This window comes from Azospirillum oryzae (genome assembly GCF_900177515.1).
GTDB classification, from domain to species: Bacteria; Pseudomonadota; Alphaproteobacteria; order Azospirillales; family Azospirillaceae; genus Azospirillum; species Azospirillum oryzae_A.
The window spans coordinates 2,563,634-2,577,256 of sequence record NZ_FXAK01000007.1 but is presented as its reverse complement, the minus strand read 5'-3'; the positions used below and the strand labels follow the sequence as shown (position 1 = coordinate 2,577,256).

16 protein-coding genes and 1 tRNA gene are annotated in these 13,623 nt (G+C 66.8%); 8 read left to right on the top strand and 9 right to left on the bottom strand.

Annotated elements, in window-relative coordinates; genetic code table 11:
* Positions 1–485 precede the first annotated feature (485 nt).
* Positions 486–683: a hypothetical protein gene (locus B9N97_RS24695; RefSeq protein WP_085090310.1), complete on the top strand. Its 198-nt coding sequence runs from the start codon at positions 486–488 to the stop codon at positions 681–683.
* A gap of 297 nt (positions 684–980) precedes the next feature.
* Here the strand turns inward: B9N97_RS24695 and istB are convergent, their stop codons facing one another.
* Both istB and istA read right to left on the bottom strand, forming a co-directional pair.
* Positions 981–1,712, bottom strand: coding sequence for an IS21-like element helper ATPase IstB (gene istB / locus B9N97_RS24690; RefSeq protein ID WP_085082852.1), 732 nt, complete (start codon positions 1,710–1,712; stop codon positions 981–983).
* Positions 1,699–3,219 carry an IS21 family transposase gene (istA, locus tag B9N97_RS24685; RefSeq protein ID WP_085082850.1) on the bottom strand — a complete coding sequence of 507 codons (1,521 nt, stop codon included), beginning with the start codon at positions 3,217–3,219 and terminating at the stop codon, positions 1,699–1,701. Before istA ends, istB begins: the two co-directional genes overlap by 14 nt.
* A gap of 140 nt (positions 3,220–3,359) precedes the next feature.
* Here istA and B9N97_RS35195 point away from each other — a divergent pair, with 140 nt between their 5' ends.
* Entirely contained in the window at positions 3,360–4,160 is an 801-nt protein-coding gene (locus B9N97_RS35195; RefSeq protein WP_143266837.1) for a hypothetical protein, read from the top strand.
* On the top strand, positions 4,139–4,780 hold the full coding sequence (locus B9N97_RS35190) for a COG3904 family protein (RefSeq protein ID WP_143266836.1): 642 nt from the start codon (positions 4,139–4,141) through the stop codon (positions 4,778–4,780). The genes B9N97_RS35195 and B9N97_RS35190 overlap by 22 nt, the downstream gene beginning before the upstream one ends.
* Positions 4,781–4,788: 8 nt before the next feature.
* Here B9N97_RS35190 and B9N97_RS24680 read toward each other — a convergent pair whose 3' ends face one another.
* From B9N97_RS24680 to B9N97_RS24665, 4 genes are all read right to left on the bottom strand, one after another.
* Positions 4,789–5,778 (bottom strand): tyrosine-type recombinase/integrase, encoded by a 990-nt coding sequence (locus B9N97_RS24680; protein WP_208621247.1) that lies wholly within the window; start codon positions 5,776–5,778, stop codon positions 4,789–4,791.
* A 576-nt stretch (positions 5,779–6,354) separates the two neighbouring features.
* The gene (locus B9N97_RS24675) at positions 6,355–6,540 is read right to left on the bottom strand and encodes a hypothetical protein (protein WP_085090309.1); all 186 of its coding nucleotides are present in this window, start codon (positions 6,538–6,540) and stop codon (positions 6,355–6,357) included.
* Positions 6,537–6,740, bottom strand: coding sequence for a hypothetical protein (locus B9N97_RS24670; protein ID WP_085090308.1), 204 nt, complete (start codon positions 6,738–6,740; stop codon positions 6,537–6,539). Before B9N97_RS24670 ends, B9N97_RS24675 begins: the two co-directional genes overlap by 4 nt.
* 90 nt (positions 6,741–6,830) lie before the next feature.
* Positions 6,831–7,214, bottom strand: coding sequence for a rhodanese-like domain-containing protein (locus B9N97_RS24665; protein WP_085090307.1), 384 nt, complete (start codon positions 7,212–7,214; stop codon positions 6,831–6,833).
* A gap of 147 nt (positions 7,215–7,361) precedes the next feature.
* Here B9N97_RS24665 and B9N97_RS24660 point away from each other — a divergent pair, with 147 nt between their 5' ends.
* The gene (locus B9N97_RS24660; RefSeq protein ID WP_085090306.1) at positions 7,362–7,715 is read left to right on the top strand and encodes a carboxymuconolactone decarboxylase family protein; all 354 of its coding nucleotides are present in this window, start codon (positions 7,362–7,364) and stop codon (positions 7,713–7,715) included.
* A 48-nt stretch (positions 7,716–7,763) separates the two neighbouring features.
* Here the strand turns inward: B9N97_RS24660 and B9N97_RS24655 are convergent.
* Positions 7,764–7,848: transfer RNA gene (locus B9N97_RS24655), tRNA-Leu, on the bottom strand.
* 216 nt (positions 7,849–8,064) lie between these two features.
* On the opposite strand from B9N97_RS24655, the gene B9N97_RS24650 reads away from it, so the two are divergent.
* Together B9N97_RS24650 and B9N97_RS24645 are read left to right on the top strand one after the other, a co-directional pair.
* Positions 8,065–8,601, top strand: a complete 537-nt coding sequence (locus tag B9N97_RS24650; RefSeq protein WP_244560881.1) for a disulfide bond formation protein B — start codon at positions 8,065–8,067, stop codon at positions 8,599–8,601.
* Positions 8,598–9,182, top strand: coding sequence for a demethoxyubiquinone hydroxylase family protein (locus B9N97_RS24645; RefSeq protein ID WP_085090305.1), 585 nt, complete (start codon positions 8,598–8,600; stop codon positions 9,180–9,182). Before B9N97_RS24650 ends, B9N97_RS24645 begins: the two co-directional genes overlap by 4 nt.
* 58 nt (positions 9,183–9,240) lie before the next feature.
* Here the strand turns inward: B9N97_RS24645 and B9N97_RS24640 are convergent, their stop codons facing one another.
* Entirely contained in the window at positions 9,241–9,804 is a 564-nt protein-coding gene (locus B9N97_RS24640; RefSeq protein ID WP_042688610.1) for an HNH endonuclease, read from the bottom strand.
* Positions 9,805–10,222: 418 nt separating this feature from the next.
* On the opposite strand from B9N97_RS24640, the gene B9N97_RS35745 reads away from it, so the two are divergent.
* Complete coding sequence (locus tag B9N97_RS35745) at positions 10,223–10,390, top strand: hypothetical protein (RefSeq protein ID WP_014248815.1); 168 nt, start codon at positions 10,223–10,225, stop codon at positions 10,388–10,390.
* A 60-nt stretch (positions 10,391–10,450) separates the two neighbouring features.
* Positions 10,451–11,314: a tRNA glutamyl-Q(34) synthetase GluQRS gene (gene gluQRS / locus B9N97_RS24635; RefSeq protein WP_085090304.1), complete on the top strand. Its 864-nt coding sequence runs from the start codon at positions 10,451–10,453 to the stop codon at positions 11,312–11,314.
* 10 nt (positions 11,315–11,324) lie between these two features.
* Here gluQRS and B9N97_RS24630 read toward each other — a convergent pair whose 3' ends face one another.
* Positions 11,325–13,481, bottom strand: a complete 2,157-nt coding sequence (locus B9N97_RS24630; protein ID WP_085090303.1) for a phytoene desaturase family protein — start codon at positions 13,479–13,481, stop codon at positions 11,325–11,327.
* Positions 13,482–13,623: the final 142 nt, after the last annotated feature.

The window sequence follows — 13,623 nt, the reverse complement described above, 5'->3', positions numbered from 1 at the left end:
GCGGCCTGAAATGGACAACTTCAGTTCGTTCGCCGAAGGCTCTCACAACGGCCTCCTTCGGGTTCCTGACAGCAAATGGCTGAGCCGCAGGGAAGCGGCTGATTTGCTCACGGCACTTGGGCTGAAGACGTCGCCGGCCACCCTGGCGACTTGGTTCACTCGCCGCTCCGACGGGCCGCCGGTCCAGCACTTTGGACGCTTCGCCAAGTACCAGGCCGGCCCTCTTCGGGAATGGGCGGTGTCTTGCCTCTCGAAGCCGCGACGCTCGTCGTCCGAGTCGAGGGAGGCCGCGTGATGAAAAACCGCCCCGCGTTGGCAGTACGCGGAGCGGTTGGAACCGGAAACATGGGTGAGCTGACGGCCCATCTTAATCCGGAACCATCCTCATCCGCAATCTTCCCGACTTCGCGACTGATCCGATACTATGGCCTTTCTGCCGCTACCGCGCGCACGCTGGCAGAACTGGCTGGCTGGGTGGCGCCGCTATGACCGCGTCCGTCCTCCGCCTCCCCGTTCGCCGCCGGCTGCGCATCGCCCGGCCGCTGACGCCCGTTCAGACCATCGGCGGCGTGGTCGCTGATCTGGAGGCGCTGCCCCAGCATCCCGCCCCCGCGGAGATCCGCGCCATCGCCGGCCGGCTGACCACGCTGGCCGACCGGCTGGAGGGGGGAGCCTCGGCATGAGCTTCCTCATCCCGATCCGCATCGCCCCCGTCGAGGAAGCCGTGATCGACGCCAGCGCCCCGTCGGAGCGCGTCGGTATCGTCATGCAGGCTTGCGCCGGGTGTCAACCGGCTTCCAATTTCCAGCCGGCATCGGCTTGCAATTTCCAGCCACGCTTGCGGTTGCAGAACCTGTTGTCCAGGGAGTCCACGGGAGGGTCCCGCGCGCGCCGCGGAGTGCCCTCATGGCTGACGCAGCGGCGCGTGTGGGAGGGGCCTGTGGGCCCCCCTGGGCAACGGACGGGGGGAGGGCTTTGGATCAGGAGCGGTTCTTGAACCGCCAGCTCTCGTTGCCGGTTTCCAGGATGTCGCAGTGATGCGTCAGCCGGTCGAGCAAAGCGGTGGTCATCTTGGCGTCGCCAGCGAACACCGTTGGCCATTCAGCGAAGCTCAAGTTGGTGGTGATCAACACCGAGGTCCGCGAGTACAACTGGCTGAGCGCGTGGAACAGCAGTTGGCCGCCACTCTGTGAGAACGGCAGGTAGCCGAGTTCGTCCAGCACCACGAGATCAACGCGGGTCAACTGGTCAGCGAGCTTGCCCGCCTGCCCGATCCGGGCTTCGGCCTCCAGCCGGTTCACCAGGTCGATGACGTTGAAGAACCGGGCACGGGCGCCGCGGCGCACGCAGTTGGCCGTAATGGCGATGCACATGTGCGTCTTGCCGGTCCCGGTTCCCCCGATGAACACGGCGTTGCGCTGGGTTTCCAGAAAGCCGCCATCGTGCAGGTCGCGCACCAGCCCCTCGTTGAGGGGACTGGCGGTGAAGTCGAACTCGGCCAGCGTCTTGGCCAGGGGCAGCTTGGCGGCGCCGAGCTGGTAACGGATCGAGCGCGCCTGCTTCTCCGCCCGCTCCGCCGCCAGCAGATCGCCCAGGATCTGCTGGACGGTGCGCTGCCGCTTCAGCCCGTCGCTCATCACCTCGTCGTAGGCGGCACGCATGCCGGCCAAGCTGAGCTCGGCCATCAGCGCCATCAGCTCATGCCGTTCCATGGCAGCCCTCCCGCACCGCGCGCAGGCGGTCGTAGCGCCCGCAGTCGGCGGCCGGCTCGATGGACAGCGTCAACGCCGTCGGCACCGCCATGGCCGGTGCCGGTGTGACGTCGTGGCGCCGGGCGAGGATGTTCAGGATCACGTCCCGGCTGTGCGTACCGCTCGCCAGTGCCTCGCGGCAGGCGACCTCCACCGCCTCCAGGCCATCGGTGAGGATGGCGGCGAGCACGCCAACGAACTGCCGGTCAGCGTCGTCGCCGCGGCCCAGGCGGGTCCGCACCGTCGCCAGGGCTGGCGGCAAATCCCAGTCCCGGAACGGCGCCCCGTTGCGCAGCGCCCCCGGCTTGCGGACGAGAACCGGCAGGTAGTGCAGCGGATTGTACCGCGTGTGGCCGTGCCCGAAAGCTCGTGGGTGCTCGGCGACGATCGCGCCGTTGAACCACACCACGATCCGTGTCGCGTAGGCGCGGACCTGCACCGGCTTGCCGGCGGCGATCGCGGCCACGCTGTAGCGGTTGCGGTCAAAGTGGATCAGGCAGGTTTTCGAGACGCTGAGCGTGGCCTCGTGGAAGCCGTCGAAAGGATCGCTCACGGTGATCAACGCCGGCCGCTCCGCCTGGAACACCTCCCACACCGTCCGGCTCCTATCCTCTGGATGCGGCGTCTGTTGGGCCCAGACGATCACCTCGTCGTGCAGGCGGTCGTTCACCTCTTCCAGCGTCTTGGCCCGCAGCCGCGGCGTGAACAGCCGCTGGCGCAAGGTGCCGACCTGGTTCTCGACCTGGCCCTTTTCCCAGCCCGAAGCCGGGGTGCAGGCCACCGGCTCGACCAGGTAATGCGAGCACATCTGGGCGAAGCGGCGGTTGAAGCGGCGCTCTTTGCCGACAAATACGGCGTCCACCGCCGTCTTCATGTTGTCGTAGATGCCGCGCTCGCACAGGCCGCCGTAGAAGGCCGCGGCACGGGCGTGGGCGTCGAACACCATCTCCTGGGTCTGGCGCGGGTAGACCGCCACGAACGGCATGCGGCTGTGGCACAGGCGGGCATGGGCCACCTGCACCTTGGTCGTCACGCCGTCCAGGATGATCCACTCTTCCGCCCAGTCGAACTGGTACGCCTCGGCCGGGGCAAAGGTGAGCGGAACGTAGGCGTTCACCGGCCCACTCGGCGGCTGGCGCTGCTTGAAGCGCTTGATGTAGCGCCGCACCGTGTCGTAGCCGCCCTGGAACCCGGCATCCTTCAGCCGTCCGAAGAGCCCCAGATAATCGAGCCGGTCACGCACCGGCCGCCGCTCGTTCTCCGTGATCAGCCGTTCCAGCTCCTCCTGGAACCCGGCCAACTTCGGAAGCGGCTGGTGCTGGCGTTCGTAGCGCGGCGCCGTCTCGCCCGAGCGCAGGTATTTCGTCACCGTCTCCCGCGACACCTTCAGCGACCGGGCAATGGCCCGGATGCTTTTCCCCTTCGCGTGCTCGCGTCGTATCCGTGCGATCGTCTCCACCGTCAACATCCCTGTCCGCCACCCTGTCGTCCAAACCCAGGGTGGTAGTCTGCCAGATCAGGGGTGGCTGGTTATTGGACGCCGATCACCCCTGAAACTGGCCCAGTGTTGCAGGCCGATGCACACATAAGGGGGCATCTGTTGCTGCGTTGGGTGCCGCCATTCTCCTTGGTGGCTGCAACGCGCAGAACGCCAAGGAGGCGGGTGGCGCTATCGGAACCGTGCTGGGGGTGGTTGTCGGGGCGGCCATCGGGGGAAATAGCGATATGGGGGCGGCTGGTGGCGCCCTGTTCGGCGGTGTCGCCGGTTTCATCGCCGGATCCATGGTCGGCCAAATCATCGATGATGTCGATCGAGCCAAGCAACAGGAGGCCACGCAGGCGGCCTTGAATGGGAATGGTTCGACGATCTATTGGGCCAGCCCCAAGAATCCAACGACGGTCTATGGCCGGACCGAAATTCTTGGCACTCGCACCGTCCCCACGACTGTAATGCCGACTCCCACAGGGCAAACGGTTACCATGCCCGTGACGGAGGCGCCCTATACTGGACCGGTTGTCTACTGCGATCCTGGCAACGGCAGGCCGTATCGGCTGGAGGCGCAGCGGTGCCCGAGTAACGGAAGTGTGGTCGAGATTAGTCGAGAGCGTTATCTCGCTATGGTTCCGGACACCATGCCCGCTCCTGCCTCAAAAAGCCAGCAGGAGAACTCCGCTCCGAAGCCATCGCGCGCCAAGAACGGAGACAAGCCGGCGAGGGTGCAGACCGCTTCCGTCCCGGTAGAAAAGACGCCAAAGCCGGCTTCTGTGGTCGAGCCTCCACCGCCTCAAATGGAGACGGTATGTAAGACTGCTCGGGAGGTGATCTACGTTGATGGCAAAGAGCAGGCCGACCAAGTCGAATACTGCCGGGCTCCTGGAGCGGTGGGTTGGACGCGGCGGGCGGCGTGAGTAGAACACAAGTTATATTGGCTATCCTGTTTATCTGGATCGTTGGCGCTTATCGAGGCGCGGACGCTCTGGAGTTCAAGCAGCGGGTGGTCGGCAATGAGCAAATCCTGCTCGCCACTGGCACATTTGTGCCAGACGACGACAAGCGCCTGAAGAGGGCCGTGGAGCGAGCGGGGCGTGTCGACGAAGTATGGCTGTCGTCGGATGGAGGTTCGCTTTACGCCGGTTTGGCGGTCGGTCGTTATCTGAGAAGAACGGGCTTAGCGACACGCGTTCCTCCAGAAGCTATCTGTGCCAGCGCCTGTGCTTATGCTTTTATTGGAGGCGTTTTCCGTGTCGTCGACGGCCGGATCGGAGTGCATATGACAGCCCGAGAAGTTGATCCGGAGCTACTGGCAACTATCACCGTGTTGATTAGGAATTATGGTGCCAACGCAGCACGAGCTATTATTCCACACGTTGAACAATGGGCTGCGAGATCGGCTGCCGCGCAGGCTAAGTATTTAGTTGAGATGTCGGTAAGTCTCGAGCTTATGGTGCCAATCGTTGAGACTCATAAGGATAATGTTCATTGGCTAACGCGAGATGAACTTAAGCGATACAATGTAGTGAACCAATAGGGGGTTGCCTATGCGTGTCGCGTTGTGAGCGATATGACATTGCTTTCTTCCGCTTTGGGATTGCCCTTTTGGGAGTTGAGCGCTGCTGTGATGCGGTTCTCCACCTTGTCCGATAGGGTCCGCAGCGGATCGGCGTCCCGGTTGACGTAACGGCTAGTCATTGCCAGCGTCTTGTGCCCGAGCTTGTCGCGCACCAGGAAGGCGTTGGCTCCGGTCTGGCCGGCGTATGTGCCGACCGTATGGCGGAGGTCATGGAGGCGCATGTCGTCCAGCTTCGCCTTTTCCCGGATACGGCGCCATGCGTTCTCCATCGTGTTTTTCGACAACGATTCTTTCGGGTCCCGGCCGAACAGCACCCATTCTCCGGCCCGCGGCAACTCGTTCAGGAAGGCGATGGTCTGGGCGCCGATGGGATGGACGCGGGCGCCAGCCTTTCCCTTCTCCTCCGGGATGATGAGCGCGCCGGCGGTGAGGTCGACTTCGTCCCAACGCAGCCCCACCACTTCGCCCAGACGACAGCCCGTCAGTAGCAGCAACCGGATGCCGTTGATGACGCCCGGCAACTCCGTCGGCTCACGCTCCGACAGAACGGCGCCCAAGGTGGCGAGTTCGCCTTCGGACAGGAAGCGCTCCCGCTTCGCCTCCTTGTACCGCTCGATCTTCCGGCAGGGGTTCGGCTCGTCCGGGCGAAAGCCCCAGACCTCGGCGAGGTGGAACATCTTCGACATCACGGCCAGCGTCTGATTGGCCTGGCGGGGAGTCGCCCGCATGTCGTGGTGCAGCTTCGAGATATCGGCGCGGGTGACCGCCGAGACGGCAAGCTCGCCCAGGACGGGCTTCACGTGCTTGTCGACCAGCCGGCGGAAGCCCTTCGCCGTGCTGGTCCGGTTCTTCACGTCGACATGCTCTTCGAGGTAGCGCTTGCACAGGTCGAGCACCGTGTAGGCTTGGGCGCGTTGCGCCTTCTCCTCCGCCGCCGGGTCGATGCCGTTCGACACCTTCGCCAGCAGCTTTTCGGCCCTATCGGCGCGGTGTCCGGGGTGAACGGTCCGTGCTTCCCAACGGTGTATCGCTTGGTCGTCGAGCCGCGCCCGCCGAGGCGGTACTGGATGAGATACACCTTGCTGCCGGACGGGGTGACCTTCAGGCCGAAGCCCTTCAGCCCGGTGTCCCAGACGAAGAGTTCCCGCTCACCCGGACCCAAGCTGTCGACGAGCCGCTTCGTGATCTTGGCCTACATGTCGTCCGCCGTCTCTGCGCGTCAGCAATCACCCAGCAATCACCAGGGATCAAGCGAGGGCATCCTACCGCAAACATGAACAAACGAGGAAGGCAGGAAAATGGCAGGATTTCAGCATATTCGCAACGCATGGCAAACTTGCTCAATTCGCCGCAAAGTCAGAGGCTTGAGTATTAAAATCCCTCACCCTTAGGTATGCGGGTTCGAGTCCCGCCGCCCGCACCACTTTGAAAAGAAACAAATTTTCCCGCTCTGTGCGGGGCGGCTCCGGAGGGCCGGAACGCTCCAGGACCCGCTCGCACCCCATCCGTGCGACTCCCGCACCGGCGGTCGCTCACCGCGCCTCGACCGGGCCGCAGGTCCGGCGGTGGGCCAGCAGGCAGTCTTCGGTCTTCGACTGCCGCATCAAGGCATCCATCAGCCAATAGCCCAGCATGAGGACGATCATGATGGCGATAGCGGCGCCGAGATTGGCGGCCATGCGCGGGCGGTCGTCGTTCGGCGTCCTGTCGGGCATCATTTCCTGCCCGGCTTCCGCCTGGTCCGGCCGTTGGCCGCCTCGCCCTCCTTGCGCTGGAGGAACAGGCGGCCGGCCTGCATCGCGGCGGCACGGCTGATGTAGCTGCCGCAGTCGAAGCGCTGGCCGTCGAACATCACCGTCAGGGTGAAGGTCTGCGGGGCGGCTTCATCGACCAAGATCGAGGAAGGGACGGGCTTCATGTGGCGGTCTCTGCTTGTTGCCTGCGGCGTAGGGACTCATACGTCCCCGGCTGCGCACAGGCCAGCGGCTTCGACCGGCCCGCCTCCCGATCAGCGCTCCACCTTTCCGCCGGCATTGACCCAGGCGGCAAAGCCGCCGCGCAGACGGTTGATGGTGCCGGTGTGGCCGGCGGCCATCATGCGCTCCGCCGCCGGGCCGCAGCGCATGCCGCCCTGGCAGTGGAAGACCAGATGCTTGCCCGAGTCGGTGGGCACGCGCGACGGGTCGAACCGCGACAGCGGGTTCAGGATCGCGCCGGGGATGTGGCCGGCCGCGTGCTCATGCGGTTCGCGGACGTCGACGATCACCGCCTCGCCCTTGGACAGCCATTGGATCGCGGTCGCGGCGTCGATCTGCTGGATGCGGCCGGCGCCGCCCTGTCCATCCGAGGGAGCGGCGGGAATCAGGCGGCGGAAAAGCGAGCACAGCGACATGGTTCGTGGTCCTTGCAAGGGAGGAGAGTGCGGCCGCGGTCGGCCCTTGACCTATAGATTAGTATATTCTAATTTATTGTCAATGAATGGCGGTGCCGCCTGGGCACAGATGGTCCGGCGGACGCCATTCGAGAACAGGAGACGACCATGCATAAGAACTGGCCGCAGATGACTGGTGAGTTGTCCGGCGCCATCCGCGAATTGCGCGGTGGTGCGCCCGACGTCATGAAGGCCTTTTCCGGAATGGCCCAGGCGGCGCTGAAGGCGAATGCGCTCGACACCAAGACCAAGGAACTGATTGCGCTGGCCATCGCGGTGGCGATTCGCTGCGACGGCTGCGTCGCCTTCCATGCGGAAGCGGCGATGAAGCAGGGGGCGAGCCGCGACGAGGTGATGGAGACGATGGGGATGGCGGTCTATATGGGCGCCGGGCCGTCGGTGATGTATGCCGCCCAGGCGGTCGAGGCGTTCGACCAGTTCGCCGAAAAGACGGCCGGCTGACCGGAAGCCGGCTGATCCGACAGCACGATCCCAGGTGAGGGGATCGGGTGGTGCGGGCGGTCGGACTCGAACCGACACTCCTTGCGGAACCGGATTTTGAGTCCGGCGCGTCTACCAATTTCACCACGCCCGCAGCGACGCCTCTTCTAACGCAACCGTCCGGAAACGGAAAGTGCAAAAGAACGGGGCGTCCGGGCAACCCCGTCGGGACATCGCAAGGCGTGGGGGACGCCGCCGCGGTGCCGCTTATTCCACGAAGCGGCCGTGGCCCCTGCCATGCCGTCGCAGGAGCGCCGCGGGTGTCGCGGACGTCTGGCCGAACGGCCCAGTACGCGCTACCTTGTCGGCCATGACGACCAAGCCCTTCATGTCCCGCATCTTCGACGATCCCCGCGTGGCCGCCCTGCTGCTGGCGCTGGCCAGCGCCGGGGTGCTGCTGTCGGCCCTGTTCTTCCAGTTCGTGCTGGATTACCAACCCTGCGTGCTGTGCATCATGCAGCGCTGGCCCTATGTGGCGGTGATGGTGCTGGGGCTGGTGACCTGGCTGTTCCGCCGCTGGAAGGGGCTGGGCGACGCGCTGCTGGTGGTGAGCGGGCTGGCCCTGCTGGCCGGCGCCGGCATCGCCGCCTATCATGTCGGGGTGGAGCAGCATTGGTGGGCCGGCACCTCGTCCTGCGGCGGGTCGGCGCCGGCCAATTCGCTGGAGGCGTTGCGCGCCCAGGTGATGGCCGCCCCGGTCACCCGCTGTGACGAAGTGGCGTGGTCGCTGTTCGGGATCTCAATGGCGGGCTACAACGTGGTGATCTCGCTGGCGCTGGCGGCCTACGCCTTCGTCGCGGCACGCATCGCCTACACCCGCACCCCGGTGTCGAGGACCGCATTGTGAGTGAAACGACGTCTGCCTCCGCTGTTTCGCGTTCCGGATCGCTGCCCGGTTCGCTGCCCGGCGATCTGCCGCGGCGAGAGCGGCTGGCCCGCATCGTCCGGGTCGACCATGCCGGCGAGTACGGCGCCAAGCGCATCTATGAGGGCCAGATCGCCGTCATGGGCAAGGGGCGCCACGGCAGGACCCTGCGCCACATGGCGGAGCAGGAGCTGGTCCATCTGGAATATTTCGAAAAGCAGCTGAACCGGCGCCGGGTGCGGCCGACCCTGCTGCAGCCGCTGTGGCACGTCACCGGCTTCCTGCTGGGCGCCGGCACCGCGATCCTGGGCGAGCGCGCGGCGATGGCCTGCACCGTCGCGGTGGAAGAGGTGATCGAGGAGCATTACGAGGCGCAGTTGAAGCATCTCGGCCCCGAGGAGCAGGAGCTGACCGACAGCATCCGCAAGTTCCAGGCGGAGGAGGTCGAGCACCGCGACATCGGGCTGCAGAACGAGGCGGAGCGCGCGGCGGGCTATCCGATCCTGTCGGCGGCGATCAAGGCCGGCACCCGGGCGGTGATCTGGGTGGCCGAAAGGGTGTAGCGGGCGGGCGTAACCGGCGGGCGCAGGGGGGCGACAGCGTCCCCCCATCCGCACCGTGCTACATCGGGTCCAATTCCGAGTCCCAATAAAGAAAATCCCGCCAACTTTCATGGAGGAAGTTTGGCGGGAAGGCGCGTCCGTTCTCTTGCAGCTCATACGCACTGGGCTGGAAGGGCGGACTGAGGGGGATCATGCCGCAGACGTGGGGAAGGCGGTCGCCCTTCGCCAGATTGCAGGCCGAACAGGATGTGATGACGTTTTCCCACGTCGTCCGACCGCCGCGGGACCGCGGGATCACATGGTCGAAGGTCAGGTCGTGGGTGGGGAAGGGGCGGCCGCAATACTGGCAGGTGAAGCGGTCGCGCAGGAAGACGTTGAAGCGGGTGAAGGCTGGGCGGCGCGTGGCCGGGATGAACTCTTTCAGCGAGATGACGCTGGGCAACCGGACTTCGAAACTGGGGGATCTGACGACCCGGTCATAGTGCGATACGATGTTGACCCGTTCGAGAAAGACCGCCTTGACCGCTTCCTGCCAGGACCATAGCGACAAGGGGAAGTAACTGAGCGGGCGGAAATCCGCGTTCAGCACCAGAGCCGGACAGTGATCGGGTGGTGGAGCCAATGGCCACTCCCTTATCTGAAACCGTTGTCTGACGTGTCTGGATCCCGGCACGCGACACTGGTGCGGCTTGTGCGCGGGGTCGTCTCTGCTCCGCCCCGGCGGCCGGATGGCGATCCGGGACAACCAGATACATAGTGGATCAGGGGGCCGGACTCAACATCTTGACCCGGTGCGGCCGAATTTCTTCACCGATGTGTAACCTTTTTTGCGCTGTGGACATGCCCGGAAAGGCGGCAGACCGCCGTCCGGACCTTCGCGCAGGGGCTGTGACATCGACAACGGCATCGGCAGAAAGTCCGCCCATCTCCCTTGCGCGCTTACCCCTCGTTAACCATGACGGCGCCATGGTGGGTCTCGTTGATCCAAGCCGATCCCGCCGGTCCGAGCCGGCCGGAAGCGACCCCGAGGAAAGTCCGCCATGACCGCCGTCATCATCGACCTCGCCCAGAAGCGCCGTGAACGCGAGGAGCGTGAGCGCCAGATCCGCATCGATGCGTTCGATCGCGAGCTGCGCCGCCGTCTGGCGCTGTATCTGGAAGGCGAAGAGATCCCGGTCGAGCCGATCCGCGACAATCCTTACATCTGATCCGCACCCGACCTTCACATCCCGCGCCCGGTCCGGCGCGCGATCCGCTATAAAGCGGGGATGAGCGATCTCGTCACCCGCTTCGCCCCCAGCCCCACCGGGCACCTGCATCTGGGCCATGCCCATTCCGCGCTGTTCGGCTGGACCACCGCCCGCAGCGCCGCCCGTAGCGCCGCCGGCCGCTTCCTGTTGCGGATCGAGGACATCGACCCCAACCGCTGCCGCCCCGAGTATGAGCGCGACCTGATCGAGGATCTGGCGTGGCTCGGTCTCGACTGGGACGGCCCGATCCGGCGCCAGTCCGATCATTTCGACGATTTCCGCGCAGCGCTGGCCCGGCTCGAGTCGCTGGGCGTGCTCTATCCCTGTTTCTGCACCCGCAAGGATATCGCCGCCGAAATCGCGCGGGCCGGTGCGGCGCCTCATGGCCCGGACGGGCCGCTCTATCCCGGCACCTGCCGGCATCGCTCGGCCGATGAGCGGGCCGAGCGAAGCGGCCGTGGCGACGGTTGGGCGCTGCGACTCGATGTGGAGGCCGCCCGGCGGCTGACCGGGCCGCTGCGCTGGCACGACCGGGCAAAGGGTTGGCAGGAGGCGACTCCGGAACTGCTGGGCGACGTGGTGCTGGCGCGCAAGGACACGCCGACCAGCTATCACCTCAGCGTCACCGTCGACGACCATCTGCAGGGGGTGACGCTGGTCACCCGCGGCGAGGACCTGTTCTTCGCCACCCACCTGCACCGGCTGCTGCAGGCGCTGCTGGGCTACGATCCGCCGGACTATCACCATCACGGCCTGCTGCGGAACGCGGCGGGCGAGCGGCTGGCCAAGCGCGACCGCGCCCAGTCGCTGCGCTCGCTCCGCAATGAGGGCCGCAGCCCCGCCGAGGTGCGGGCGTTGGCCGGCTTTCCAGGCAAGGTTTGAAAACCAGGGCTCAGCCCATCTGCGCCACCGGCAGGGCAGGGGCGTGGACGGCGCGCCCGGCGGTGCCGCGCAGGGCCTCCGGCGTCAGGTTTTCCTTGCCCAGCAGGGCTTCGGCCGCCAGACGGCCGGAGATGACGCAGGCTTCCACCCCCGGACCCGGGAAGACGCCGGCGCCGGTCAGGCACAGGCCGGGGATCGGGCTGCGGCGGGTCAGCCGCTGCTGGTCGGGGGCGATGCCGTAGATGCTACCGGCGCTGGTGTGGGCATAGCGGGCGAAGGTGGCGGCGCTGGCCTCCTGCCGCGTGGTGATGTGGCGTTCCAAGTCGGGGATCAGGCGGGCGGCGGCGGCGACCATCGCGTCGCCCTCCGCCCGCTTGCGCGCCTTGTAGGCGGGATCGGCGCGGTTCCAGCCGGCATCGGCCGGGGCCAGCCGCAGCAGGGTCACCGCGGCATGGCCGGCGGGGGCGAGGCTGCGGTCGTGGGTGGAGGGGACGGCGATCGCCATGCCGAAACCGGCCTCATCAGGCGGCAGGAAGGTCATTGCCGGCAGGTCGGGGACGATGTCCAGCCCCAGCGTGACCATGAAGGCCGAGGTCGAGGGACGCAGCGCCGCGCAACGGGCGGCGTAGGCGGCCGGCAGATGCTCCGCCCCCACCAGTTCCAGCATGGTCCGCCGCACGTCGGCGTTGGAGATCACGGCGGGGGCGCGGATGACGCGGCCATCAGCGGTCTCGACACCGGCAGCGCGGCCGTTTTCGATCAGGATGCGGCTGACGGGGGTGCGCAGCCGAACCTCGCCGCCGTCGGAACGGATCGACTGGGCCAGCGCGTCAGCCAGCGCCTGCGACCCGCCGGCGGGATAGCGGCCGCCGTTGAACCAGTAGCCGAAGATCGGCGCCATCTGGCCGGCGGTCAGCAGGTCCGCCCGGTCGCTGAGATAGCCGGTCAGCACCGTCAGCAGGCGCTGGCCGGCAGGGTCGGGGATGTAATGGTCCAGCATCTCCTGGAACGGCCGGCCCATCCATCGGAAGGCATGCGGGCAGTCGGTCACGTAGCGGCGCATCGCGGCTACCGAATCGGGGATGTTGGGCAGGCCGTGCTCGCCACAGCCGCGGAACATCTCGTCATAGATCGCCCGCATCTCCGCCAGGAAGGCAGTGGCGCCGGCGGCGCTGGGCGGGTGGTCGGCGGCGATCTGGGTTGCCAGTCCGTCGGCATCATCGGCCAGTTGGAGCAACCTGCCGTTCATGGCCACGCCGCGGCTGACCGGCTGCCACTCCACTTGGTCCCGAACGCCGAGCGTGCGCAGCAGATGGTCGACCGGGCCGCCGGGCTGGGCGCCGCTGATGTCGTGGACGCCGGCATCGAAGACGTAGCGGAAGGGCTCGGCCCCCGGTTCACTGCGGTTGCGCGCCTTGACCGTCCAGCTGGTGCAGAAGCCGCCGGGGCGGTCATGCGCCTCCAGAACCGTGACCCGCGCCCCGGCCCGCGCCAGCAGCGCCGCCGCCGTCAGCCCGCCGATGCCGGACCCGACCACCACCACGTCGCGCTCATCGGGGGCGGTGCGCGTCCGGTTCAGGATCGCCGGAGCCGGCCAGGGGTGCGGGTCGGACTCGCGGAGCCGGCGGCGCATGCCCATGGTGACGAGCCAGTTCGGCAGCAGCCGGTTGGCGAGCATGCCCAGCGCGCTGGCGCCGACGGAGACCGGCGCCTCCCAGCCGGGCAGGGCGGCGAAGCCGAGACCGCCGACCAGGAAAAGCACGCCCCACACCGCCGTCATCAGCCGGTTGACGGCGACGAACTGCGGCAGGTGCCAATACTCGCGCGGCCAGTCGTCGCGGGCATATTGCAGGGTGAAGGGGCTGCCGATGGCGATGCTGCCGAAGGCCATGGCGGACAGCGCCAAATGGACCGTGAGGCCGATATTGTGCACCGGCCAGTCCCAGCCCAGCGGCGCGCAGAGCGGCAGGGCAGCGAAGAAGGCGGCGGCGACCAGCTCCGGCGCCTTGTAGGAACCGCGCAGCCGGTCGAGGACGCAGAGGGCGAGGCTGGCCGCCAGTGCGGCGAGGGAAGCCGGCAGCAGTCCGGCGAGCGGCAGGACGGCGCCGAACAGCAGCCAGGGGGAGAAGCCCAGCAGGATGCGGAGGATGACGGGGAGTTTGCGCATCGGGATGGTGCCTTCGCGGGGGAGGTGGGTTGCGAAGGACCATCGTCGGCAGGCGGGTGTACGTGCCAGCGTGGGTACGTGGGAGGCGGGCGTGGCTTCGTGAAGTGCGGTGTACGGCGGTTCGCGATGCGTGAAGTGCGGG